The following is a 24,924-nucleotide window of genomic DNA, read 5'->3' on the forward strand; positions in this document are numbered from 1 at the left end:
ATCGATCGTTAATTCGGCGCGCCTAGTATGCCGCCGGAACTGCCATGAGCGCGCCGTAATCGATGCTTCAAGCCGTTATCTTCGTCGTCTTTCCCTTCTGCATGCTGTTCGCTGCGGTCTCGGACACCTTGTCGATGACGATCGCCAACCGTGTTCCCGTGCTGTTGGTGGCGACATTCGCGCTTGTCGCGCCGCTCACCGGTATGGACTGGGCAACCTATGGCTGGCATTTCGCTGCCGGCGCCCTCGTACTTGCGGTGACGTTCGGCCTTTTTGCGCTCGGCGGCATGGGCGGCGGCGACGCCAAGCTTCTGGCCGCGACCGCTCTATGGATGGGCCTCAACATCAACTTGATCGGCTATCTGGTGACGTCGGCTTTCATCGGCGGCCTGCTTACGCTGGCAATACTTGCTTACCGGAAATCGCCGCTCCCCATGTACACCGGCCACAACCGGTTTCTGCGCCATTTCGCGGACGAGAGCGTCGGCATCCCATATGGCATCGCCCTGGGCGCGGGTGGACTGATCACCTTCTCGGATTCGCCGCTGATGGTCTGGGCACTGCAGAGGCTCACGTCATAGACTTGGGCGGCATTGATGTCGGCGACCCCCAAGCGCCCCGCACCCTTTGTTGGATCGCAAGGCGGCCCACGCCGCCTTTTTTGTTAACGGCGGGCGGTTCCATCCAATTTGAGTAAACCTTAAATTAATCACGATCGTAAGCATTGCATTAACCTTGTTTTGACGATTGGAGCTGCAAAGTCCGGCCTGGCGAGGTGGTTTGCCTTGAGGCGAAGGGTTTCGGACGAATGCCAGCATCCCGATTGATTATTCTGGGCGTGGCTGCGGTCGCGGCGGGTAGCGCGGGCTATGTGGCGAAGAACATGGTCGCGGCGCCGCCGCCTCAGGTCGTCGTCGATGCGCCCAAACAGCCGGCGATCGCGCTGCAGGATGTGCTGGTGCTTTCCGGCGACGTGCCGATGGGCAGCCAGCTCGGCACCAACATCAGCTGGGAAGAATGGCCGGCCGACGGCGTTAACGCCAATTTCATCACGCGCGCCGCCGAGCCTGACGCGATCGAAAAGCTCAAGGGCTCGGTCGCGCGCGTCGCCATGTATATGGGCGAACCTTTGCGGCGCTCCAAACTGGTCGGCGAGGGGCAGAGCTTCATGTCGTCGATCCTGCCTTCCGGCATGCGCGCCGTCGCGACCGCGATATCGGCCGACACGTCCGCCGGCGGCTTCATCCTGCCCAACGACTTCGTCGACGTCATCATGACCCGCCGCGCCGACACCGGCAATGGGGGCAGCGGCTTCAACACCGAGACGATCCTCAAGAACATCCGCGTGCTGGCCATCGACCAGACCATCCAGGAAGACGAGGAAGGCAAGAAGACCAGGGTCGGCCAGACCGCGACCTTGGAGCTGACGCCGCAGCAGGCGGAGATCATCACGGTGGCGCAGCAGATGGCGGACCGTCTGACGCTCGCGCTGCGCCCGATCACCGACATCCATGAAAAGATTACGGACGAAGCCGACTACCTGGTCAACGGCAATGGCCGGCGCGGAACGGTGCGCCTGATCAAGTCAGGCGAGGTTTCCGAGGTGGGAGCAAGGAAATGAGGCTGAACGGTAAACTGCTGCCCTTCCTGGCCGCCGCGGCGATCGGCTTTTTCCTCGTCGGCACCAGCGCTCCGGGACCGGTTGAAGCCAAGGCCGCGAGTGCCGGCGTGTCGGCTTCCGTCGCCACGCAGCGCGTCAAGCTCGGCCTCAATAAATCCGTGGTCATCGACTTGCCGAGCGACGCCTATGATATCCTTGTCGCCAATCCGGCGGTTGCCGATGCCGTGACCCGCACGGCGCGGCGCATCTACCTGTTCGGCAAGGCGGTCGGCGAGACCAACATCTTTGTGTTCGGTCCCAATGGCGAGCAGATCGTCAGCCTGGATCTGGCCGTCGAGCGCGACGTCGCCGGGCTGGAAGACTATCTGAAGCGCTTCATTCCGACCTCGCAGATCAAGGTCGAGCTCCTCAACGACAACGTCGTCCTGACGGGCATGGTCGACACGCCCCTCGATGCCAAACGCGCCGTCGACCTGGCAACCATCTTCGTGTCCGGCGGCGAAGCGACGACCGGCCAGTATTCGCAGACCGCCGCCGGCGGCTCTGTCAATGGCGGCGTCGACATCAACAACCCCGACCAGGAGCGCCGGACCTCGAAGATCGTCAACCTGTTGCAGATCATCGGGGACGACCAGGTGACGCTCAAGGTAACCGTCGCCGAGGTCAGCCGCTCGGTGATGAAGCAGCTCGGCGTCAACATGGTAGGTAACGGCGGCAGCAACGGCATAACCTTTGGCTCCACCGTCGACACCTATCCCGGCCTCGGCAAGCCATTGTCCAGTTCAGGCTTCGACTTCGCAAGTTCGTCTCTGCAAGGCACCATCACCGCCATGGAACAATCTGGCGTCATGAAGACGCTGGCGGAGCCAACGCTGACCGCCGTTTCGGGCGAAAAGGCAACGTTCAAGGTCGGTGGCGAATACAATATGGTGAGCTCCGTCACCAGCAATAAATCGACTGACAATCAGACCGGCGAAAGGACCTGGACGGCAGACAAGGTCGAATACGGCATCGGGTTGGAGTTCCAGCCGGTGGTGTTGTCTGCCGGCCGCATCAGCCTGAAGGTAAGAACCGCGGTTTCAGAGCCAACGACGGAAGGCTCGTTCGCTTTGGGCGACACCAATATCATCTCGCTGCGCAAACGCCTGGCGGACACGACGGTCGAATTGCCATCCGGCGGTTCGATGATGATCGCTGGTCTTGTCCGCGACGATGTCCGGCAGGCCGTCGACGGCTTACCCGGACTGACAAAAATTCCGGTCCTCGGCACGCTCTTCCGCAGCCGCGATTTCGTCCGCAACGAAAGCGAGCTCGTCATCATCATCACACCCTATCTGTCGCGGCCGGTGGCGCGCAACGACCTGGCGAAGCCGGATGACAATTTCAATCCTGCGAGCGACGGCGCCGCCATGTTCCTCGGCCGTGTCAACCGCGTCTACGGCACCATGCAGACCGACAGGCCAGCTGGCCGCTACCACGGCGTCGTGGGGTTCATCTACAAATGAGTGGGAATGCGGATATGTCCAAGTCAGCATCGAAGGTCATGACGGTCCGGACAGTATCCGGGATCGCACGGGTCCGTCGGCAGATGGTCCCGGCGCTGGCGGTCATGCTTGCCGCGTCGCTCGCAGGCTGCGCCAACCGCGACAGCATCACGGTGGGATCAGTTCCGGACGATTACCGCACGAACCATCCAATCGTGATCGCCGAGAGAAACCAGAAGATCGACCTGCCCGTCGGCGCTGGCGATCGCGGCATGACCGGCGCGCAGCGCGATGCGCTGCTCGGCTTTCTCGACGGCTACGACAAGAGCGCCGCGCCGGCGTTGACGATCGCGATGCCCGCCGGGTCCGCCAACGAGGTTGCCGCACGTGCCGCCGGTCGCGACTTTGCCAGGCTCGCCATGGCGGCGGGCGTCAAACGCAACCGGATCGTCATGACGTCCTATCAGTCGGCGGTGCCGGAAGCGTCCGCGCCGGTGCGCGTCGCCTTTGTCGCCGTGCGCGCCCAGACAGATAAATGCGGCCGTTGGCCCGATGATCTGACGGAGACGTCGGAAAACAAGCATTACGCCGACTTCGGCTGCTCCTATCAGAATAACCTCGCGGCCCAGGTGGCCAATCCCAACGATCTGATCGGGCCGCGCAAGCAGTCCGACATCGACGCCGAAAATCGTGGCGCGGTGATCGACGTCTATCGGAGCAGGGGGATCTCGGACGAGTTCCTCGGCAATTCGGAAGTAACCTACTGAGCCGCGCCGGATGACGAAGAGAGCAGTCACGGAAAGAGCATGACGATGAGCAATCTTGCCTACGACACGCCCGCGGAAACCGGCGATCTTTCGCAGCAGGACATCGCCGCCATGCAGGCGCTGCGTCCCGTGCCGCGCATTTCGATCCAGGCCTTCTGCGAGACCGAGGGGGTCGCCAATCCCGTCGCGCGTGCCGGCGAGGATCGCCGGATGGCCAAGGCCCATCTCAAGGTCCATATGGGTGGCATCCCGACCGCGATCGAGTTCTACCAATCCGCGCCGACACCGAACCTGATCCTGCTGGAATCACGCAGCGAACCGCAGCAGTTGCTCGAACAACTCGGCCAGCTCGCGGAATATTGCGATCCATCCTCCAAGGTCGTGGTCATCGGCCACTACAATGATGTCGGGCTCTACCGCGAGCTTATCCGCTCAGGCATTTCCGAATATGTCATCGCGCCGGTCTCGATGACCGACATCGTCAGCGTCGTGTCGTCGATCTTCGTCGATCCGGAATCGGAGCCGATCGGTCGCTCGATCGCCTTCATCGGCGCCAAAGGCGGCGTCGGCTCGTCGACCATCGCTCACAATGTCGCCTGGGCGATGTCTTCCCTGTTCAAGTCCGAGGTCGTCATCGCCGATCTCGATCTCGCCTTCGGCACGGCCAACATCAATTTCGACCAGGATCCGGCGCAAGGCATCGCCGAGGCGGTGTTTTCGCCCGAGCGCGTCGACGAGGTCTATCTCGACCGTCTGCTCGCGCAATGCGCCGAGCATCTGTCGCTGCTGGCGGCTCCCTCCACGCTAGAGCGTGTCTATGATTTCGACTCGGAGGCCTTCGCGCAGGTCATCGAGACGGCGCAGCGCAGCGCGCCTTTGCTGGTCCTCGACGTCCCTCACGTCTGGAGCGGGTGGACGAAGAGCACGCTGGTCAAGGCGGACGACATCGTCATCACGGCCACGCCCGAGCTCGCAAATCTTCGCAACACCAAGAACATGGTGGACATGCTGAAGCGGCTGCGTCCGAACGATCCCCCGCCGAAGCTGATCATCAATCAGGCGGGCGTTCCGAAGCGGCCCGAGATCGCGGCTTCCGATTTCGCCGAACCGCTCGGCATCACGCCGATGGCGGTGATCAACTTCGAACCGCTGTTGTTCGGCAATGCCGGCAACAACGGCCGCATGCTCTCCGAGATGGATGCCAAGAGCCCGGTCGTCGCGACCATCAATGAGATAGCGCATGTGCTGACCGGACGCAGCGAAATCAAGACAAGGAAGAAGGCAGGCCTGGGCTCGATCCTCGGCAAGCTCTCGCGCAACAAGAAGTGACGCTGATTGAGTGGCGTCGGGTAGTCCATCATGTTTGGTAAAAGAGGCAAAGACGACGGCAGCCGGGCAACGCCCGAATTCCGTCCGCCGACATCCGCTCCTGCCGTCGCTCCAACGGGGACCATGACGGCCGAACGGCCGGTCGCGCCGCCCTCCAGCACGCCGGCCGCGCCGACCGCGCGCCGCCCCGTCGAGGCGCCGCCGGTGACCCCGGAGCCGCCAAGAAGGGTCCAGCGCGAACGCTCGGAGACCTATTACGACACCAAGAGCCAGGTTTTCTCCGCGCTGATCGACACGATCGATCTGTCGCAGCTCGCCAAGCTCGATCCCGAGAGCGCGCGCGAAGAAATCCGCGACATCGTCAACGACATCATCGCGATCAAGAACTTCGCGATGTCGATCGCCGAGCAGGAAGAGCTGCTCGAGGACATCTGCAACGACGTTCTGGGCTATGGGCCGCTGGAGCCGTTGCTTGCCCGCGACGACATCGCCGACATCATGGTCAACGGCTCCAAGAACGTCTACATCGAAGTCAATGGCAGGGTCGAACAGACCGGCGTGCGCTTCCGCGACAACCAGCAGCTGCTCAACATCTGCCAGCGCATCGTCAGCCAGGTCGGCCGCCGCGTCGACGAATCGAGCCCGATCTGCGACGCGCGCCTGCCCGACGGCTCGCGCGTCAACGTCATTGCGCCGCCGCTGTCGATCGACGGCACCGCGCTTACCATCCGCAAATTCAAGAAGGACAAGCTGACGCTTGATCAGCTGGTGAAGTTCGGCGCCATCTCGCCGCAAGGCGCGGAAATCCTCAAGATCATCGGCCGCGTCCGCTGCAATGTCGTCATTTCGGGCGGCACCGGCTCCGGCAAGACGACGCTGCTCAACTGCCTGACCAACTATATCGACCGCGAGGAGCGCGTCATCACCTGCGAGGATTCGGCGGAACTGCAGCTGCAGCAGCCGCATGTGGTCCGTCTCGAAACCCGGCCGCCCAATCTCGAGGGCGAGGGCGAGGTGACCATGCGCGACCTGGTCAAGAACTGCCTACGCATGCGGCCCGAGCGGATCATCGTCGGCGAAGTGCGCGGACCGGAAGTGTTCGATCTGCTGCAGGCGATGAACACCGGCCATGACGGCTCGATGGGAACGATCCACTCGAACAGCCCGCGCGAATGTCTCAACCGTATCGAATCGATGATCGCCATGGGCGGCTACTCGCTGCCGCAGCGCACGGTGCGCGAGATCGTCGTCGGCTCGATCGACGTGATCATCCAGGCGGCTCGCCTGCGGGACGGCTCGCGCCGCATCACCCACATCACCGAGGTGGTCGGCATGGAAGGCGATGTCATCATCACCCAGGACCTTGTCCTCTACAACATCAAGGGCGAGGACTCGAGCGGCCGGCTGGTCGGCGAGCATGTGTCCACGGGCATCGGCCGCCCGCACTTCTGGGATCGCGCCCGCTATTATGGCGAGGAGCAGCGCCTGGCCAATGCACTCGAGGCGATGGAGAAGCGCGCTGACTGATTTGTCTGGAGGTGCAGGGGCCCCGGTCGATGTTCGGAATTGACACCACCGTCCTGGCTTTCGTCGTGCTCGCCGGCTTCAGCGCCGGTGCGGTGGCCTATGCTTTCCTGTTCACGCGCATCGACAACGAGAAACAGGCCGGCAAGCGGCTTCAGACCATCAAGACGGCCGAAACCGACCGGTCGGTGGTGAAAGCCACGCGCGATCGCGCCGCGGAAGCGGTCAAGCGGCGCAAAAGTCTTCAGGATTCCCTCAAGCAGCTCGACGAGAAGCAGAAGACCAACGATCAAAACGTCAGGAAGCCGCCGCTGAAGGTTCAGATCCGCCAGGCCGGCATGCAGGTTCCGATCGAGCGCTTCTACATGTATTCGGCCGTCTGCGGCATCGTGCTGACGGGCCTTCTCTTTTTCGTCGGCGCGCCTTTGTGGGCCCTGCCCGGCGCCCTGCTGGCGGGCGGCCTCGGCCTACCGCGCTGGTTCGTGTCGTTTCGCCGCACACGCCGCGTCAAGGCCTTCCTCGAAGAGTTCCCGAACGCGCTCGACATCATCGTGCGCGCGGTCAAGTCCGGGCTGCCGCTCAACGACGCGATCCGCCTGATCGCCAACGAATCGCCCGAACCGGTGCGGTCCGAGTTCCGCCGCATCGTCGATTCCCAGCAGATGGGCATGTCGGTGCCCGACGCCGCCATGCGCATGTCCGAGACCATGCCATGCAGCGAGGCCGGCTTCTTCGGCATCGTCATCCAGATCCAGTCGCAGGCCGGCGGCAACCTTTCCGAGGCGCTGGGCAACCTTTCGCGCGTCCTGCGCGACCGCAAGAAGATGAAAGCCAAGGTCCAGGCGCTTTCGATGGAAGCCAAGGCGTCCGCCGTCATCATCGGCGCCTTGCCCTTCGTCGTAGCCTTCCTCGTCTATCTGTCGAGCCCGAACTACATCATGCCGCTGTTCACCACCAATGTCGGCAACCTGATCCTCGGCTGCTCGGGTGTATGGATGTCGATCGGCATCCTGGTGATGCGCAAGATGATGAACTTCGAAGTGTAGGGGCGCGGATCCCGTGACAGAGCAGGTCGTCAAAACACTCACCGACCCTTCTTTCCTGATCGCGATGCTAGTTGGCATTGCCGTGTTTGCGACCATCTTCACCCTCATGCCGGCATTCGGCGGCACGTCGCTCAAGTCGCGCATGAAGACGGTGGCGCTCGAACGCGACAAATTGCGCGCCGAGCAGCGTACGCGGCTGGCCAACGAGGCCGAACGCCGTCGCAAGGGCCTGCGCGAGGAACAGTCCATCGGCATGCGGAACATCGTCGATCGCCTCAATCTCAGGCGTGCGCTTGTCGATGAAGGCACGATTCAGAAGCTCAAGGTCGCGGGTTTCCGCGGCCAGAATCCGATGACGCGTTTCCTCTTCTTCCGCCTCGTCCTGCCATTCGTCGGTTTTGCCTTGGCGGCCGCCTATCTGTTTGTGCTCGGCGGACTGCCGCAGCAGCCGGCTTTCATCAAGCTGTTCGTCTGTGTCGTTGTCGCCTATGGCGGCTTCTACGCGCCGATCCTCTACGTCAACAACCGCGCGACCAAGCGCAAGCAGTCGATCCAGCTGGCGTGGCCGGACGCCCTCGACCTGATGCTCATCTGCGTGGAATCCGGCATGTCGGTGGAAGCGGCCTTGCGCAGGGTCGCCGACGAAGTCGGCGCGCAGTCGGTGCCGCTTGCCGAGGAATTCGTGCTCACCAATGCCGAGCTGTCCTATCTGCAGGATCGCAAGATCGCCTATGAGAACCTGGCAAGTCGCACCGGCCTGGAATCGGTGAAGTCGGTGTCACAGGCCCTGGTCCAGGCCGAACGCTACGGCACGCCGGTGGCGCACGCGTTGCGTGTACTCGCCTCGGAAAGCCGCGACATGCGCATGAACGCCGCCGAAAAGAAGGCCGCGGCCCTTCCGCCGAAGCTCACCGTGCCGATGATCCTGTTCTTCCTGCCGGTTCTATTCGCCATCATTCTTGGGCCGGCCGGCATCCAGGTCAGCCAGCGCGGCATCTTCGGCGACCAGCACAGCTCCTCGGGCCAGTAAAGCAATTCCGGGAAAAGTGCCGAGCCGTTAGGCTCGGCGACTTCGCCGTAGCCTTCCGTTCGCATCAAGCAAAAAGCCGCGCGAGGTCCCGCGTGGCTTTTAATTTCAGCGGTGCTTTGGCGATGCCCGCGGTCAGTTCGTGGCGACTTTCGCCTTGCCCTTGTCCTGATCCTTCAACTGGCTCCAGGCGTTCTGCTGGGCGAGCATCTGCCGCAGATAGGCGATGTTGGCTTGCGCCTGCTCGGGCGACAGTTCCTGCGAGGCAATCTTCTCGGCCTCGTCGAAGCGGCCCTGCAGCCCGACGACCAGCGCGAGGTTCTGCCGTACCCTGCTGTCGGCGCCAGGCTGCTGCGCGGCCGAGCGCATATAGGTCTCCGCCGTGCGCAGGTCGCCTTCGAGCACATAGGACATGCCGAGATTGGACAGCACCGAAGGTTCGTTCGGCTTCAGTTCCAGCGCCTTCCGATAGTCCTGCCGCGCTTCGTCCTTCTGACCCATCTGGTCGAGAATGGCGGCTTCCGCCGACACCAGCTTCCAGTCCGGATATTCGGGCGTCTGCGCGCGCCGCACCGCATCGAGGGCCGGCTCGAACTGGCCGTTGGCGGCAAGCGCCTTGCCATAGGCTGCAAGCACGTCGCGATCTTTGGGATAGGCGATCGCCAGCTTGCGCATCACCGCCAGCGACTGGTCGGCGTCGCCGTCCATCTGCAGCGCCGCCGCGAAATTCATCGCCAGTCGCTTGTCGTTCGGATTGCGGGCGTAGGATTGGCCGAGCCTGGACGTGGCCGTCCGCAATTCGCTGGCCGACATCGTTTCCAGCGGCCTGCTGTCGGAGCGGGAGATGGAGCCGGTGGTGAACTTGCTGGTGCTGCCGCAGCCTGCGACGCTGGCCGCCAATGCCGCCATGAAGGCGGTAGTGATGAGACGCTTGGCTGTAAGGTTCAAGGCTGTGGTAGGCATCTGCGGCCCGGTCTCCATTCCTGTGCGGCCATTGGCTGGCCGTCTTCCCTCCCGCAGAAATATTCTGTTAACCCTAACGGACCGTTAAGAAGCGCCGACTCAAGCTGTTCGGCCGGAGATCATTACATGCCTGTAGAACTCGTTGAGCAGAAGCCGGAGGCCGCCTTGCCTGTCTTTCTGGTGCCAAAGGACGCCCTTGAAGCCTCCGCGCTGCCCCCGGCCGCCGTCGCATGGGCAAGAGCAAACGGCTTTTCCGGCGAGGCAGGGCGCACGCTGGTCCTGCCGCGCGAGGGTGGCAGCCTTGCCGGCGCATTGTTCGGCACCGGCGATGGCGAAAGCGTTCTTGCCCTCGGCGCGCTCGGAAGGTCGTTGCCGGAGGGCGATTGGCATTTCGCGTCGGCGATCGCGCAGCCTGATCTCGCCGCGCTCGCCCTGGCCCTCGGGGGCTACGTCTTCACCCGCTACGGCAAGAAACCCGGCAGAGCTTTGCGCTTTGCGCTTCCTGAGGGCGCCGACGCCGCGCATGTCCGCCGCATCGCCGACAGCGTGTTCCTGACACGCGACCTCGTCAACACGCCGACCAGCGACCTGGGGCCGCTTGAACTGGAGGAAGCCGCCCGGAAACTCGCGGCCGCCAATGGCGCCGATATCTCCGCGATCCATGGCGACGATCTCCTCGCGCGGAACTTCCCTATGATCCATGCCGTCGGCCGGGCTTCGACCGGCGCGCCGCGGCTGATCGACATGGTTTGGGGACCGGGCGATGCGCCGAAGGTGACGCTGGTCGGCAAGGGCGTCTGCTTCGATACCGGCGGCCTCGACATCAAGCCGTCGGCCGGCATGCTTTTGATGAAGAAGGACATGGGCGGCGCCGCCAACGTGCTGGGCCTTGCCTCCATGATCATGGCGGCGAAATTGAATGTTCGGCTGCGCGTGCTAATCCCCGCCGTCGAGAATTCGATCGCCGGCAATGCCTTCCGGCCCGGCGATGTGTTGAGGAGCCGCAAGGGCATCACGGTCGAGATCGGCAACACCGACGCAGAAGGCAGGCTGATCCTGGCCGATGCGCTGGCGCTGGCCGATGAGGAGCAGCCCGCTTTGCTCATCGACATGGCAACGCTGACCGGTGCCGCGCGTGTCGCGCTGGGACCCGATCTGCCGCCTTTCTACACCAACGACGAAACGCTTGCCGCCGATCTGAGCGCGGCGTCCGTCAAGGTCGAGGATCCGCTCTGGCGTATGCCTTTGTGGCGTCCCTACGACGCGAAGCTTTCCTCGAAGATCGCCGACATCAACAATGTGACGACCGACGGTTTTGCCGGATCGATCACCGCGGCACTTTTCCTCAAGCGCTTCGTCGAGAAGACCCGCAGCTGGGCGCATTTCGACATCTTCGCCTGGAACCCGGCCGATCGCCCTTATGGCCCGACCGGCGGCGAGGCGCAGGGCATCCGCGCGCTGGAGCAGGTCATCGCCGGGCGTTTTGGAGCGTAGCGGCGAAACGCAGTCACTGAAACGGAACCGAAACAATTTGCTGGCATGCTTGGGCGATGTCGATCTCGATGCGCCCGAGCCAGGCCTTGCGACTGTGGCAGCAGGTGATGCTGGCCCAGGTGCGCGATGGCGAGCCCGATCTCACCATGCGCCAGACGGCGATCCTGTTCACCATCTATCTCGATCCGCCGCCGCACACGGTGCGCGGGCTGGCCGCCAAGCTCAATGTCACCAAGCCGGTCATCACCCGGGCGTTGGACACGATGGGCGCGCTGAAGCTGGTATCGCGCCATCGCGACGAGCTCGACAAGCGCAACGTGCTGATCCGGCGGACGGTGGAAGGCGCGCTCTTTGTCGAGCGCTTCGGCGATGTTATCGTTGCCCGGGCGCACGAACTGCCCATCTGACCTCATTCTGACGATTGGATTATCGATTTGACCGCCAGGGATGCTCGCCTTCATGCCTTCCGCTCCGACCTTGCCGATGCGAGGCTGAAGGGCGAGGTCGCCGCCGACCGCTTCGTCACCGGCCGCCCGGCGCGGATCACGGCCGCTGTCGCCGATCTGCGCAAGGCGCCGCGCCCCGATGCTGGCGTCAACACGCAGATGCTCTTCGGCGACGACGTGCTCGTCTTCGAGGACGCGGAAGGCTGGGCCTGGGTGCAGGCTGCGCGCGACGGCTATGTCGGCTATGTGGCCGACAATCTTCTTGGCGCGCGCGAACATGAGCCGACTCACATCGTCTCCGTGTCTCGCACTTTCCTCTATCCGGGACCGGATCTGCGCTTTCCGATCAGCGGACAGTTGTCGATGGGCTCGACTGTGACGGTGACCGGTTCTGCCGAAACGCGCGGCACGCATTACGCGCTGCTGCCATCCGGCCAGGCGGTCATCGCCCGCCATTTGCAGCCGCTCGCCGAGCTGGCCGAGGATTACGTCACGGTCGCCGAGAGCTTCCTCGGCACGCCCTATCTCTGGGGCGGTGTCTCAGGCTTCGGCATCGACTGCTCCGGCCTCGTGCAGCTGGCGATGCGCATGACGGGCAAGGATGTCCTGCGCGACTCCGATATGCAGGCAGCGTCTATCGGCACGCCGTTCGAACCGGCTGCGGACTATTCAGGTCTCCGACGTGGCGACCTCGTCTTCTGGAAAGGTCACGTCGCGATCATGACCGACGAAAAGAACATGATCCACGCCAACGGTCACACCATGCTGGTCTCGCGCGAGGGGCTGAAGGAAGCGGTCCAGCGCATCGGCTATCTCTATGGCGGCCCGACGGGTTTCAGGAGGCCGTAGCCCCAGCCTTTCCCTTCTCCCACAAGGGAAAGGAAAAGGGACGTTGATCCCCTTTTGTTCCGATTTTCCTTGGCGATTGCCTGCCGCCGCGCTAACTCTTGCGCGTGACCGAGCAGCCGCGCCTTGCCGAACGGAATGCCGCCGTCCTGCTGCCTGAACCATTCGTCAAATGGTTCGGCCAAAAGGGCTGGTCGCCACGCGCCCATCAATTGGACCTGCTGGCGAAGGCGCAAAGCGGCCAATCGGCGCTGCTGATCGCGCCGACCGGGGCCGGCAAGACGCTGGCCGGTTTTTTGCCGTCGCTGACCGAGCTCGCCAACCGTCCCAAGCGAAAGCCGGGCGAAGCCCGCCGCGGCATTCACACGCTCTATATCTCGCCGCTCAAGGCGTTAGCCGTCGACATCGAGCGCAATCTCGGCAAGCCGGTCGAGGAGATCGGCCTGCCCGTCACGATTGAGACCCGCACCGGCGACACGCCTTCGCACAAGCGCCAGCGGCAGAAATTGGTGCCCCCGGACATCCTGCTGACCACGCCCGAGCAGCTTGCGCTGCTGATCGCCTCGAACGACGCCAGACGCTTCTTCGAGGATTTGCGCTACGTGGTGCTCGACGAATTGCATTCATTGGTCACTTCCAAGCGTGGGCATCTGCTGGCGCTCGGCCTGGCGCGCTTACGCGCCTTCGTCCCCGGGTTGCAGACCATAGGCCTGTCGGCCACCGTGGCGGAGCCCGACGAGTTGCGCCGCTGGCTGGTCAGCCAGGCGTCTCCCGGCGCCATGTCCGAGATCATCGTCGTCACGGGCGGCGCGAAGCCCGAGATATCGATCCTCGACTCGGAAGAGCGGGTGCCTTGGGCCGGGCACTCCGCCCGTTACGCCACGCCCGAGATCTACCGCGAGATCAAGCGGCACAAGACCACGCTGCTCTTCGTCAACACCCGCAGCCAAGCCGAGTTGCTGTTCCAGGAGCTATGGCGCGTCAATGAGGACACGCTGCCGATCGCGCTCCATCACGGCTCCCTGGACGTCGCTCAGCGCCGCCGCGTCGAGAAGGCCATGGGCGAAAATGCGTTGCGCGCCATCGTCGCCACTTCGACGCTCGATCTCGGCATCGACTGGGGCGATGTCGATCTGGTGGTGCATGTCGGCGCGCCGAAGGGCGCCAGCCGCCTGGCGCAGCGCATCGGCCGCGCCAACCACCGGATGGACGAGCCGTCCAAGGCGATCCTCATTCCTGCCAATCGCTTCGAAGTGCTGGAGTGCCGAGCCGCGCTCGACGCCAATTATCTCGGCGCCCAGGACACGCCGCCGCTGGTCAATGGCGGGCTCGACGTCTTGGCGCAACACGTGCTGGGCTGCGCCTGCGGCGCGCCTTTCCATGCCGATGCGTTGTTCGATGAGGTAAGGACGGCCTCACCTTATGCCAGCCTCGACAGGCCGACTTTCGACCGCGTCATCGATTTCGTGGCCACCGGCGGCTACGCGCTGAGAAATTACGAGCGCTATGCCCGCATCCGGCAGACCAAGGAAGGCTTGTGGCGGGTTTCAAATCCGGCCGTCGCCCAGCAATACAGGCTCAATGTCGGCACCATCATCGAAGTGCCGGCGCTCAATGTACGTTATGTGCAGGCCGGCAGCAGGGGGGCGGCCTCGCGCGGCGGCAGGGTGCTGGGAAAGATCGAGGAAGCATTCCTGGAGACTTTGGTGCACGGCGATACCTTCATGTTCGCCGGCAAGATCTTGCGCTTCGAAGGCATTCGCGAGAACGAGTGCTTCGTCTCGAACGCGCCTGGTAGCGACGCAAAGGTGCCCTATTATGGCGGTGGCAAATTCCCGCTTTCGACCTATCTCGCCGAGCAGGTGCGGGCCATGCTCGACGACCCGCAACGCTGGAAGAAACTACCCGAGCAGGTCGCGGATTGGCTGCGGTTCCAGGCGGAGAAGTCCGTTCTGCCGAAACGCGACGACCTGTTGATCGAGACGTTCCCACGCGGCAACCGCTATTACCTCGTGGCCTATCCGTTTGAGGGCAGGCTTGCGCATCAGACGCTCGGCATGCTGCTGACGCGACGGCTCGACCGGGCGGGGGCCAAGCCAGTCGGTTTTGTTGCCACAGACTATGCGCTGGCCATCTGGTCGCTGGCCGATATGGGCTGGATGTTCAGGAACAGAAAACCGTCGCTGGCCACGCTGTTCGATCAAGACATGCTGGGCGATGATCTCGAAGCCTGGTTTGCCGACAGCTGGCTCTTGAAGCGCACCTTCCGCAACTGCGCGCTGATTTCCGGACTGATCGAAAAGCGCCACCCCGGCAAGGAGAAAAGCGGCCGCCAAGTGACCGTTTCGACCGACCTCATCTATGACGTGCTGCGCAGCCACGAACCCGACCATATCCTGCTGCAGGCCACCCGTACGGATGCCGCGACCGGCTTGCTCGATGTCAGCAGACTTGCCGAGATGCTCTCGCGCATCCGCGGTCGAATCGTGCATAAGAAGCTCGAACAGATATCGCCGCTCGCCGTGCCGATCATGCTCGAAATCGGCAAGATGCCGGTGCATGGCGAAGCGGACGAGACCCTGTTGATGGATGCCGCGACGCTCGTCGAAGAGGCCATGGGCCCTGAGATGACGGAGTGAAAGAGAGGGCCCAGAGGGGGATGAATTTTTCGCTGTCGCGCGCAACGCTGATCGCCGAGGCCGACCTTGTCGGCATCGCCGGCGAGCGTGCGGTCTGCGACCGGCGCGGCGTTCTCTATTTCCCCGATCTGCGACTGCTCGCGGTCTCCGACCTGCATCTCGAAAAAGGTTCTTCCTTTGCCCGGCGCGGCGCGCTGATCCCGCCTTACGACACCGGCGCCACCTTGCTGCGGCTGCAGGCGGTCATTGCCGACTACCAACCGCGCATCGTCGTCAGCCTGGGCGACTCCTTCCACGATGGTGGCGGCGCCCAGCGCATGCATCAGAGCTTCCGCGAACAGCTGGAGGCTATGATGGCCGGCCGCGACTGGTTCTGGGTCGCCGGCAACCACGACCCGGAAGCGCCCGCCGACCTGCCCGGCGAGACGGTCAAGGAACTCGCCGTCGGTTCGCTGCTCTTTCGCCATGAGCCGTCGAAAACCCGGGTCGAAGGCGAGATCGCCGGCCACCTCCATCCTTGCGCGCGCATCGTCCAGCGCGGCCGCTCGGTCCGGCGGCGCTGTTTCGCCGGCGATGGCGGCCGCATGATCATGCCGGCCTTCGGCGCCTATACCGGCTCGCTCAACGTGCTCGACCGCGCCTATGCCGGCCTGTTCCGCCTGGAAACGCTTGTTGCCTATATGCTTGGCGCCGAGCGCATCTTTGCCATCTCCGGCTCGATGCTGCGGCCGGGCTGAGACGCTACTCTCGTCCGTAGTAGAGCGTGACCGTATGCTTCGCTTCGGCGAAGAACAGCCAGCGCTCGACCAGCATGCCGGCGAGCTGCGCGACGGTCGCAAGCACGGACGCGATCGCGCCCAAGGGCCATGGCAGGAAGAACACAGTCGCCAGCAGGATGGCAGGCGCGGCGAAGGCCAACGCCTGCGTAATCAGTCGCAGCTTGGCGCTGTGCTTGCGCGCGATGCGGAAACCCATTTCCTTCAGCACATAGTTCTCTTCCGTATGCGGCCATTCGATCGACCGCACCGTGCCGCCGGCGAGTCCGGTCGCGGTATTGGCATTTGTCGGTATCTCCAGCCGGTCATTGTAGCGCCACGTCGCAAGCTTCCAGCCCCAGCCGGCGAGCGTGGCAAGGAGGGCCCAGGCCAGCATCGCCGCTGAACCCAGCTTGAACGCCTGAAGCCAGGCGTTGGCGAGAACGCCTCCGGTCATCGCCGAGAAAATAAGATAAGCCGGCAAAGTATAGCGGCTGTGCCACTGCGCGATCGGCTTCAGCGAGGCATAGATCATGCCGGTGGTGCACACTGTCGTGACCGCACCGGCCGCCGCCAGCAGGCCGACGACAGCGACCCAGCCGCCGCTCTTGCCGAGAAACACCCAGCCGATGCCGAACATACAAGCCGGAATGAAGGTCGCGACCGACGCCACGCCTTCGCGCGAAAGCCATGAGCTGCGCCATTGCGAGAAGGCTCGCCAGGCGCGCTCGGGACGGCCGAGATGGCCGGTGGAGGACAACAGCCCTGCCGCGATCAGGCCGAGCGACAACCCCATGCCGACAAGGCCAAGCCAGAAATCGGCAGGAATGAATCCAAATCCGCCAAGCACGCCGAGCAGCGCAAGCAGGCCGTAGCCTGCCCCGGTGGCGGTGGTGAAGAAGACGACCGAGAAAGCGGGATGCATGGTCGGTTAATTCGAAAGCATGCGGTCGATCCAGCCGAGGAACCCGCCCTCGGCTCGGATCGGCTCCAGCGCCGGCGCGTCGACCTTCGCTGCGCGTTGGCTGCGGGCGCGCGGCGGCAGGTATTTGTTGGTCGGCTGATAGCCGAGCTCCGGCATCAACGCGACGCCGCCGCGTTCCTCGACAAGCTGCGAAATCGCCGAAACCGGATCGCCGAGATCGCCGAAATGCCGGGCGCTGGTCGGGCAGGCTGCGACGCAGGCCGGCACGCGGTCCTCCTCGGCCAGATTATCGTTGTAGATGCGGTCGACGCAGAGCGTGCATTTCTTCATCACGCCGACATCGGTGTCGAACTCGCGCGCGCCATAGGGACAGGCCCAGCTGCAGAGCTTGCAGCCGATGCATTTATCCTCGTCGACCAGCACGATGCCGTCCGAGGCGCGCTTGTAGGAGGCGCCGGTCGGGCAGACGGTGACGCAGGCCGGCTGCTCGCAATGCAGGCAGGAGCGTGGGAAATTCACCGTGCGGCCGCCCAGCTCCGTCGTGTGCTCGTAGCTGTGCACCCGGTTGAACCAGACGCCGTCGACATGCCCGCCATAGGGGTCGGTATCTGTCAGCGGCGCCATATGGCCGCCGGTGTTCCACTCCTTGCAGGCGGTCACGCAGGCCTGACATCCGACGCAGGTGTCGAGGTCGATGACGAGGCCGAGTTTCTTGTCGGTATGCGAGGGAAGGCAGGTCATTCGGCGGCTTCCCTCTTCATGCGGAATTCCGTGCCGAAGCAAAGCACGTCCGGCGAAGGCTCGACATTTGGAGGCTGGGCAAAGCGCTCGAATTGCGGCTCGGTGAAGCCGGCTTCATGCCCAGCGCATTTGACGATCCGCACCCGTACGTCGAACCACGCGGCCTGTCCGGTGACTGGATCGGAATTCGAATAGCGCTTGCCGCTGGCGTCAGCCGACGTCTGGTCGCCGATGATATGGTTGAGCAGGAAGCCGCGATTGCTCTCGGCCGTGTCGTCCTTCAGGCCCCAGCTGCCGCGCCGCTTACCGATCGCGTTCCAGGTCCAGACCGTGTCGGGATTCACGCCGTCGATCAGCTTGATCTGGCCCTTCACCCGGCCGTTGATGCTTTCGATCCACACCCAATCGTCGTCGACGAGGCCGAGCTTGCTGGCCGTCTCGCGGTGCACGAACAGCCGGTTCTGGCTGGTGATCTGCCTCAGCCACGCATTCTGCGAGCCCCAGGAATGGTACATGTGCATCGGCCGCTGTGTGAGCGCATGCAGCGGGTATTTGTTGAGGTCGACCGAGTCGTCCTCAAAGGGGGCATACCAGAAGGGCAGCGGGTCCATATAGGCTTCGATGCGCCCGCGCTCGGCCTGTGGTGGCTGCACCTTGCCATGGCCGCGCGCGGCAAGGCGAAAGCGCTGCATCGGCTCGGAATAGAGCTGGAAGACGATCGGCTCGGCCTTGGCGATGAAACCCATCTCGACCGCGAAATCGAGATAGGCGCGGTTGCCCATCTTGTAATAGCGCTGATCGTCGGCGAACTCGTGCTGCCAGAAGCCGCCATTGTCGATGTAGCGCTGCAACTGGTCGGGGTTGACTTCGCCCCTGCCGATTGCGCCGCCATTCTTGCCGCGCCAGCCGGCGAGCGGGCCGATGCCGGGCGTGCGCTCGTGGTTGACGATGTAATCGGCATAGTCGCGGTATTTCGCTGAGCCGTCTTCGTTGACGAAGCCGGGCAGCCCGAGCCGCGCGCCGAGTTCGATCAGCACCGACTGGAACGGCCGCACATCACGGTCCGGCTGCACCACCGGATGGCGGATGGCGTCGGCGGCCCCATCGGCGTGGCTGATCGGCCGGTCGAGCAGGCTGATGCAGTCATGTCGCTCGAGATAGGTGGTGTCGGGCAGCACCAGGTCGGCGAAGGGCACGGTTTCCGAATAATAGGCGTCGGAATAGATGATGAAGGGGATCCTATAGGCGCCCGCCTCGTCCTTGTCGGTCAGCATAGCAATCGTCTCGACCGTGTTCATCGAGGAGTTCCATGCCATGTTCGACATGTACATCATCAGCGTGTCGATCGGATAAGGATCGCCGGCCCAGGCATTGCGGATGACCGAGTGCATCAGCCCGTGCGCGGCTAGAGGCGCTTCCCATGAATAGGCCTTGTCGATGCGCGTGGGCCGGCCGGCCTCGTCGACCAGAAGATCGTCCGGGCCGCAGACGAAGCCGAGCGGCATGCCGTCCAGCGGCGTCATCGGCCGGGTGTTTTTTCCGCATGGCTTCGGTCCCGGCGGCGCGCAGCGCGGGTAGGGCGGCTTGAAGCGGAAGCCGCCTGGAACATCCACCGTGCCGAGCAGCACCTGCAGCAAATGGATGGCGCGACAGGTGTGAAAACCGTTGGAATGGGCCGAGATGCCGCGCATGGCGTGCATCGAGACGGGCCGCCCCTTGATCGTGTCGTGCCGGCGGCCGGCCCAGTCCGTCCAGGCGACCGGCAGTTCGATCGTCTGCTCGAAGGCGACATGCGCCAGCTCCGCCGCGATGCGGCGGATCGCGCCGGCGGACACACCGCAGCGCTCCGCCACGGCATCTGGTGAATAGCTATCGTCCAGGTAACGATCGGCCATCAGTTGGAATACCGGCACACAGGGACGGCCGTTGACCGTGTAGCTGCCCATCAACGCCGGCTTTGCTTCGGGGCCGGCTGCGTTCACCGGTGTCTTCGCCACCCTGTCCCAGGCAAGCGGGTTGCCGTCGCCGTCGCGAACGAACAACCCGTCATCGGCCGCGCCCGGTTCCTGCACGACCAGCACCGGCGCGTTGGTGTAGCGCAGCAGATAGTCGAGATCGACGCGGCCGGCCTTGAGCAATTCATGGACCAGCGCCAGCACGAACAGGCCGTCCGTGCCCGGCCGGATGCCGATCCAGTCGTCGGCGATGGCGTTGTAGCCGGTGCGGCAGGGATTGATCGACACCACCTTGGCGCCGCGCGCCTTGAGCTTGCCGAGGCCGATCTTGATCGGATTGGAATCGTGGTCCTCGGCAACGCCGAACAGCATGAAGTATTTCGTGTTGTCCCAGTCGGGCTCGCCGAACTCCCAGAACGAGCCGCCGATCGTATAGAGCCCGCCGGCCGCCATGTTGACGGAGCAGAAGCCGCCATGGGCGGCGAAATTGGGCGTGCCGAATTTCGACGCCCACCAGCCGGTCAGCGATTGCGACTGGTCGCGCCCGGTGAAGAAGGCGAGTTTTTTCGGATCGGTACGGCGGATACCCGACAGCCGCTCGGTGGCTATCGTGAGAGCTTCCTCCCACTCGATCTCGCGGAATTCGCCCGAGCCGCGCGGCCCTGTCCTCAGCAGCGGCTTCCTGAGCCGCGCCGGGCTGTAATGCTGCATGATGCCGGCGCTGCCCTTGCCGCAGATCACGCCGCGGTTCACCGGATGGTCCTTGTTGCCGTTGATATAGCGCACCTTGCCGTCCTTGATGTGGACGTCGATGCCGCAGCGGCAGGCGCACATGTAGCAGGTGGTCTTGGCGATCCGGTCGGAGACGCTTGGCGAGGTCTCGACGCCGTCGCCCTCGCCCGGCGCTTGGTTGTCGGCCAGCGGCCGTTGCGAGGGGGCGGAATTGGCGCCGCGAGGCACGGCTTTGCTCATGATCCGCGAATGCTCTTGCCGCTCGCCATCTTGGCCTTCGCCTTGGGTCCCGGGCCGCGCATGTAGTGGAGCTCGGGATGATAGCGCTCACCGGCGAGCTGCCGCTTCAGCCGGCGGCTCCAATGCGCCAATAGGGATTTGAAGCGCCCTACCATTTCCCACTCTGGGCCTTTGACGGCCAATTTTTTCCAATTTCAGACAAAAACCTAGAACAAAGCGATTGATGCGTCTAACAAGCAGCTCTTGTAATTCCGATCGATTTTGCTTCTTAGTTGACCCATGACTCTCGATCAGTTGCGCATCTTCGTCGCCGTGGCCGAGCACGGCCATATGACCAAGGCCGCCGAGCGGCTCGGCATCTCGCAGTCCGCGGCCTCGGCCGCTATCCGCGCGCTCGAAAGCCAGCACGGCGTGCGCCTGTTCAACCGGGTGGGCCGCAACATCGAACTGGCCCAGACCGGCCATCGCTTCCTGCCGGAGGCGAAGGCGGTTCTGGACCGCGCCGCGGCAGCGCGCGGCGTGCTGGAGGATGTCTCGCAGACCGTCGCCGGGAGCCTGTCGATCGCGGCCAGCCAGACGATCGCCAGCTACTGGCTGCCGCGCCGTCTGGCTGCCTTCCATGAGGCCTATCCCGCCGTGAAGCTGAGCGTGACGATCGGCAACACCAGGCAGGTCGAGGCCAATGTGCTGGACGGCCGCGCCGATTTCGGCCTGGTCGAGGGCCGCACCGAGTCCGACATCCTGCGCCGCGCCACGGTCGACGAGGACCGCCCGGTGCTGGTGGTGGCGCGCTCGCATCCCGAAATTCCAGCGACGCGGGCGGGCAATCTCGACATCAGGGCGTTGCGCTGGATCATCAGGGAAGGCGGGTCGGGCACGCGCGAGGCGCTGGAGGATTTCGCGCTCGATCAGGGGGTCCCTCCGGCGGAGCTGCAGATATTCCTCGTCCTGCCCAGCAACGAGGCCGTACGCCAGGCGGTCGAGGCCGGCGCGGGGGCGACGATAATCTCGGAGCTGGTCGTCGCGCGCTCCCTGGCCGAGGGCAGCCTCCGGGCCGTGCCGGTCGAATTGCCCAAGCGCGACTTCGCCATGATCACGCACCGCGACCGCCAGGCGAGCCTCGCGCAGATGGCGCTGAAAGCGCATCTCACCGGCAAGGCGGACGCGCCGGCAAGCGGGGAATAGTCAGGCGTATTTGCGTTGCGCGTCGAGCGCGAGACCCAGACCGACCGAGCCGAACATGTCGCCTTCGATGACCGAGGCCTGTGGCACCAGCGACAGGATCTTCCGCTTTGCCAGCGGGATTGCGGTCGAACCGCCGGTGAGGAACACGGCGGTGATGGCGGAGGCTGGAACGCCGGCGTCGGCGATCGTCTGTTTGACCGTGGCGGCCACGCGTTCGATGTCGTCGGCGATGGTCTCCTCGAGGCCCGCGCGCGTGATCTCGGCCGCGAAGCGTGCCCCGGGCAGCGACACCTTCACTTCGGCAGAGGACTGGTCGGTCAGCGCGATCTTGGCCGCTTCGACCAGGCCCGCCATCGCATGGCCATAGCGATGCTCGACGATATGGATGAAGCGGTCGACGAGGTCGGCCCGCTCGGCCTCGTAGCGGATCTGCCTCAGATCCGTCATTGCCTTGGCGGTGTAGACGAGGTTGATGCGTTGCCAGGTCGCGAGATCGATGAAATAGGCCGCGGGCAGGTTGCGCTTGTGGTCCTTGGTCCGCGTCAGATAGCCGAGCTCGGGCATGACATGGGCGATGCTGAGCAGCCGGTCGAAATCGGTGCCGCCGATATGGACGCCCTTGTTGGCCAGGATGTCGGCCTTGCGATCACTCGAGCGGGCGCGCTCCGGCGAGACCCGCACGATCGAGAAATCGGAGGTGCCGCCGCCCATGTCGACGATCAGCGCCAGCTCCTCGCGGGCAACCTTCTGCTCGTAATCGAGCGCCGCCGCGATCGGCTCGAACTGGAAGGCGATGTGCCTGAAGCCTTGCGCCCGCGCCGCCTTTTCGAGTTCACCCTGCGCCTTTGCATCGGCGGCCGCATCGTCGTCGACGAACTGTACGGGCCGGCCCAGCACCACGTTCTCCACCGGGCCGCCGGCGTCTTCTTCAAGCCGCTTCTTGAGATGATCGATGAACAGACCGATGATGTCGATGAAGCCGATCTGGCGCGCCTTGATGCGCGTTTTTTCGTTGGCGAGCGTGCTGCCGAGAACGCTCTTCAGTGAGCGCATCAGCCGGCCTTCGATGCTGTCGGTGTAGTCGCTGATCGCGCGGCGGCCGAAATAGGTGTAGCCGTCCTCGAAATTGAAGAACACGGCGCTTGGCAGAGTGGGTTGCTCGCCTTCCAGCGCCACCAGTCGCGCCCGGCCGTTCCGGATCACGCCCACCGTGGAATTGGACGTGCCGAAATCGATGCCGCCGAATGCAGATTGCATCGCAGCCTCCTGTCGTTGTTTCATAGCGGCAGGCCGACGCATTGCGCGCCGTCATCCGGAAGGCCGGACCGCTTTATCGAAATTGACTGTGTTGCTTGTCCCTAGCGCTGGGAGGCGGCGATGTATCGCAAAACCGGGAAAAGGGAAACCCTCTTTTCAAGGGAAAATGGGTCCTCCCATTTTCCCGCGGGCATCAATCCTTGCGGAAGATGAGCCGTCCGAGCCAGCCCGTCAGCATGGCGAGCGACACGGCGAACACGCCGTAGAGGAAGGAATAATCATGCGCGACACGGAAGATCGACTGCTCGAAGCCGGACTTGCGGATTTCGAGCTGGGCCGAGCTTTCCTTGACGAACATGCCGCTCTTGAACAGGAATGCGCGCGCTTTATGGGTGCCGACCGGCACGTTGGGCGCGAGCCGCACGGTGGCGCGAAACAGGTTCTGCGACAGGAACTGCACGCCGCCGACATTCTCGCTGTAGAGGCCTGTCGCCGTCTTGCGCTCGCGGAGTGCTGCGGTGAATTCCTCGATGGTTGCCGGGCTGTCGGTCTCGTCGACGGGCTTCATGTAGAGGTTCTGCGCCCCGAGCGAGAGCTGCTTGTATTTGGCAGGCTCGGCGATGTCCTGCAGTGGCCGCGTCGTCGCCACGGAATAGGAGACCGGCACGTTCTCGAACGCTTCCGAGTCCAGGTTGATCCAGACCCCGAGCACGCGGTCCTTGCGCCGGACCACGACCGGGCGCGGCGGCCCTTCGAGCACGACGACCACGTCGTACCGCCCCTGGCGTGCGATCAGCGGGTCAGGATTTTCCAGCGATCCGAAGATCGTGAGGTCGGCGCCGGAGAAACCCGCCGTAATGGAAATGGCGTCGGTCGACAGGCCGATCTGGATGCTTTCGGTGGGCGGCGTCTGCGCCGTTGCCGGGGAAAGGGCAAAGAGCATCGACAACGAGGCGGCGGCTGCAAATGCTCTTGGTCCCGCCATCAGTTGAGACCTGCGGCGGACAGCGAATAGAGATTGGGCGGCGTCACGAAGAGATCGACGGCAAGGCGGATGGCGACGGCCAGCACCAGCATTGCCAATAGCGCGCGCAGCTGTTCGCCGCGCAGCCGCTGGCCGGCCTTGGCGCCATATTGCGCGCCGGCGACGCCGCCGGCCATCAGCAGGAAAGCCAGGATCACGTCGACCGTCTGGTTGGTCGTGGCATGCACCAGCGTGGTGTAGGCCGAGGTGAAGATGATCTGGAACAGCGAGGTGCCGATAACGACATTGGTCGGCACTTTGAGCAGGTAGATCAACGCCGGCACCATGATGAAGCCGCCGCCGACGCCCATGATCGACGACAGGAAACCGATCGCCGCACCCAGCCCGAGCACCGGGATGACGCTGACGAACAGTTTCGAGGCGCGGAAGCGCATCTTGAACGGCAGCCGGTGGATCCAGTTGTGCTGGCCGGATTTCTTGAGCACGGGCGCTGCACCGCTGCGGCTGGCGCGCAACGCGTTGACGCTTTCCACCAGCATCAGCCCGCCGACGGTGCCAAGCAGGGCGACATAGAGCAGCGAGATGAAGAGGTCGAGCTGGCCGAGCCGGCGCAACAGCGCGAAGACGTAGATGCCGGCCGTCGAGCCGACGATGCCGCCGGCCAAGAGCACGCCGCCCAGCTTGAAGTCGAGCGTGCCGCGCTTGAAGTGCGACAGCGCGCCGGAAAAGGAGGAGGCGATGACCTGGTTTGGCGCCGGTGGCCACCGCGATCGCCGGCGGGATATTGTAGAAGATCAGCAGCGGCGTGATCAGGAAGCCGCCGCCGACCCCGAACATGCCCGACAGGAAACCCACCGCCGCGCCCATCGCCAGCAGCACGAAGACGTTGACGGAAATTTCCGCGATCGGGAGATAGATGCCCACCCGTCTGTCTCGATCAGTTTGTCTGTCGGCGCATAGCGC

21 protein-coding genes and 1 pseudogene are annotated in these 24,924 nt (G+C 64.1%); 14 read left to right on the top strand and 8 right to left on the bottom strand.

All coding sequences use genetic code 11. The features are described 5' to 3' along the window. The first annotated feature begins 62 nt into the window (after nt 1–62). The 8 genes from ACVMIM_RS07820 (at nt 63) to ACVMIM_RS07855 (ending at nt 8,801) form a co-directional block, all read left to right on the top strand. Nucleotides 63–581 carry an A24 family peptidase gene (locus ACVMIM_RS07820; protein ID WP_476111466.1) on the top strand — a complete coding sequence of 173 codons (519 nt, stop codon included), beginning with the start codon at nt 63–65 and terminating at the stop codon, nt 579–581. Nucleotides 582–808: 227 nt separating this feature from the next. Next, nucleotides 809–1,621: a Flp pilus assembly protein CpaB gene (gene cpaB, locus ACVMIM_RS07825; protein WP_476111467.1), complete on the top strand. Its 813-nt coding sequence runs from the start codon at nt 809–811 to the stop codon at nt 1,619–1,621. Beyond that, nucleotides 1,618–3,126: a type II and III secretion system protein family protein gene (locus ACVMIM_RS07830; protein ID WP_476111468.1), complete on the top strand. Its 1,509-nt coding sequence runs from the start codon at nt 1,618–1,620 to the stop codon at nt 3,124–3,126. The genes cpaB and ACVMIM_RS07830 overlap by 4 nt, the downstream gene beginning before the upstream one ends. 14 nt (nt 3,127–3,140) lie before the next feature. Continuing rightward, nucleotides 3,141–3,872 carry a CpaD family pilus assembly protein gene (locus ACVMIM_RS07835; RefSeq protein WP_476117139.1) on the top strand — a complete coding sequence of 244 codons (732 nt, stop codon included), beginning with the start codon at nt 3,141–3,143 and terminating at the stop codon, nt 3,870–3,872. 45 nt (nt 3,873–3,917) lie between these two features. Continuing rightward, a complete protein-coding gene (locus tag ACVMIM_RS07840; protein WP_476111469.1) occupies nt 3,918–5,201 on the top strand; it encodes a CpaE/TadZ family protein in 1,284 nt (427 codons plus the stop codon). A 30-nt stretch (nt 5,202–5,231) separates the two neighbouring features. Next, on the top strand, nt 5,232–6,728 hold the full coding sequence (locus ACVMIM_RS07845; RefSeq protein ID WP_476111470.1) for a CpaF family protein: 1,497 nt from the start codon (nt 5,232–5,234) through the stop codon (nt 6,726–6,728). A gap of 29 nt (nt 6,729–6,757) precedes the next feature. Further along, on the top strand, nt 6,758–7,771 hold the full coding sequence (locus ACVMIM_RS07850; RefSeq protein ID WP_476111471.1) for a type II secretion system F family protein: 1,014 nt from the start codon (nt 6,758–6,760) through the stop codon (nt 7,769–7,771). Nucleotides 7,772–7,784: 13 nt separating this feature from the next. Next, nucleotides 7,785–8,801 carry a type II secretion system F family protein gene (locus ACVMIM_RS07855; RefSeq protein ID WP_476111472.1) on the top strand — a complete coding sequence of 339 codons (1,017 nt, stop codon included), beginning with the start codon at nt 7,785–7,787 and terminating at the stop codon, nt 8,799–8,801. 132 nt (nt 8,802–8,933) lie between these two features. Here ACVMIM_RS07855 and ACVMIM_RS07860 read toward each other — a convergent pair whose 3' ends face one another. Beyond that, entirely contained in the window at nt 8,934–9,761 is an 828-nt protein-coding gene (locus tag ACVMIM_RS07860; RefSeq protein ID WP_476111473.1) for a tetratricopeptide repeat protein, read from the bottom strand. A 126-nt stretch (nt 9,762–9,887) separates the two neighbouring features. Between ACVMIM_RS07860 and ACVMIM_RS07865 the strand changes: the two genes are divergently transcribed. The 5 genes from ACVMIM_RS07865 (at nt 9,888) to pdeM (ending at nt 15,923) form a co-directional block, all read left to right on the top strand. Then, a complete protein-coding gene (locus tag ACVMIM_RS07865) occupies nt 9,888–11,255 on the top strand; it encodes a leucyl aminopeptidase family protein (RefSeq protein ID WP_476111474.1) in 1,368 nt (455 codons plus the stop codon). Nucleotides 11,256–11,311: 56 nt separating this feature from the next. Next, nucleotides 11,312–11,662, top strand: coding sequence for a MarR family winged helix-turn-helix transcriptional regulator (locus ACVMIM_RS07870; RefSeq protein ID WP_476111475.1), 351 nt, complete (start codon nt 11,312–11,314; stop codon nt 11,660–11,662). Between the two features lie 27 nt (nt 11,663–11,689). Further along, nucleotides 11,690–12,550, top strand: coding sequence for a C40 family peptidase (locus tag ACVMIM_RS07875; RefSeq protein ID WP_476111476.1), 861 nt, complete (start codon nt 11,690–11,692; stop codon nt 12,548–12,550). Nucleotides 12,551–12,654: 104 nt separating this feature from the next. Continuing rightward, on the top strand, nt 12,655–15,186 hold the full coding sequence (locus tag ACVMIM_RS07880; RefSeq protein ID WP_476111477.1) for a ligase-associated DNA damage response DEXH box helicase: 2,532 nt from the start codon (nt 12,655–12,657) through the stop codon (nt 15,184–15,186). Nucleotides 15,187–15,206: 20 nt separating this feature from the next. Then, nucleotides 15,207–15,923, top strand: a complete 717-nt coding sequence (gene pdeM / locus ACVMIM_RS07885; RefSeq protein WP_040994054.1) for a ligase-associated DNA damage response endonuclease PdeM — start codon at nt 15,207–15,209, stop codon at nt 15,921–15,923. 4 nt (nt 15,924–15,927) lie between these two features. On the opposite strand, the gene ACVMIM_RS07890 is transcribed toward pdeM, so the two are convergent. The 4 genes from ACVMIM_RS07890 to ACVMIM_RS07905 are packed head-to-tail and all read right to left on the bottom strand — an operon-like array spanning nt 15,928 to nt 20,689. Continuing rightward, nucleotides 15,928–16,866, bottom strand: a complete 939-nt coding sequence (locus ACVMIM_RS07890; protein WP_476111478.1) for a dimethyl sulfoxide reductase anchor subunit family protein — start codon at nt 16,864–16,866, stop codon at nt 15,928–15,930. A gap of 6 nt (nt 16,867–16,872) precedes the next feature. After that, nucleotides 16,873–17,607, bottom strand: coding sequence for a 4Fe-4S dicluster domain-containing protein (locus ACVMIM_RS07895; protein WP_476111479.1), 735 nt, complete (start codon nt 17,605–17,607; stop codon nt 16,873–16,875). Beyond that, nucleotides 17,604–20,534 carry a molybdopterin oxidoreductase family protein gene (locus tag ACVMIM_RS07900; RefSeq protein ID WP_476111480.1) on the bottom strand — a complete coding sequence of 977 codons (2,931 nt, stop codon included), beginning with the start codon at nt 20,532–20,534 and terminating at the stop codon, nt 17,604–17,606. The genes ACVMIM_RS07895 and ACVMIM_RS07900 overlap by 4 nt, the downstream gene beginning before the upstream one ends. Further along, nucleotides 20,531–20,689 (bottom strand): hypothetical protein, encoded by a 159-nt coding sequence (locus ACVMIM_RS07905; RefSeq protein WP_476111481.1) that lies wholly within the window; start codon nt 20,687–20,689, stop codon nt 20,531–20,533. The genes ACVMIM_RS07900 and ACVMIM_RS07905 overlap by 4 nt, the downstream gene beginning before the upstream one ends. 124 nt (nt 20,690–20,813) lie before the next feature. Between ACVMIM_RS07905 and ACVMIM_RS07910 the strand changes: the two genes are divergently transcribed. Then, nucleotides 20,814–21,719, top strand: a complete 906-nt coding sequence (locus ACVMIM_RS07910) for a LysR substrate-binding domain-containing protein (protein ID WP_476111482.1) — start codon at nt 20,814–20,816, stop codon at nt 21,717–21,719. Here the strand turns inward: ACVMIM_RS07910 and ACVMIM_RS07915 are convergent, their stop codons facing one another. From ACVMIM_RS07915 to ACVMIM_RS07925, 3 genes and pseudogenes are all read right to left on the bottom strand, one after another. Beyond that, the gene (locus ACVMIM_RS07915; protein WP_476111483.1) at nt 21,720–22,976 is read right to left on the bottom strand and encodes an Hsp70 family protein; all 1,257 of its coding nucleotides are present in this window, start codon (nt 22,974–22,976) and stop codon (nt 21,720–21,722) included. Nucleotides 22,977–23,169: 193 nt separating this feature from the next. Beyond that, nucleotides 23,170–23,961, bottom strand: coding sequence for a TIGR02186 family protein (locus ACVMIM_RS07920; RefSeq protein ID WP_040994069.1), 792 nt, complete (start codon nt 23,959–23,961; stop codon nt 23,170–23,172). Next, a pseudogene (locus ACVMIM_RS07925) lies at nt 23,961–24,885 on the bottom strand (sulfite exporter TauE/SafE family protein). The gene ACVMIM_RS07920 and the pseudogene ACVMIM_RS07925 overlap by 1 nt, the downstream one beginning before the upstream one ends. Nucleotides 24,886–24,924 lie beyond the last annotated feature (39 nt).

The organism is Mesorhizobium sp. USDA 4413 (genome assembly GCF_056280365.1).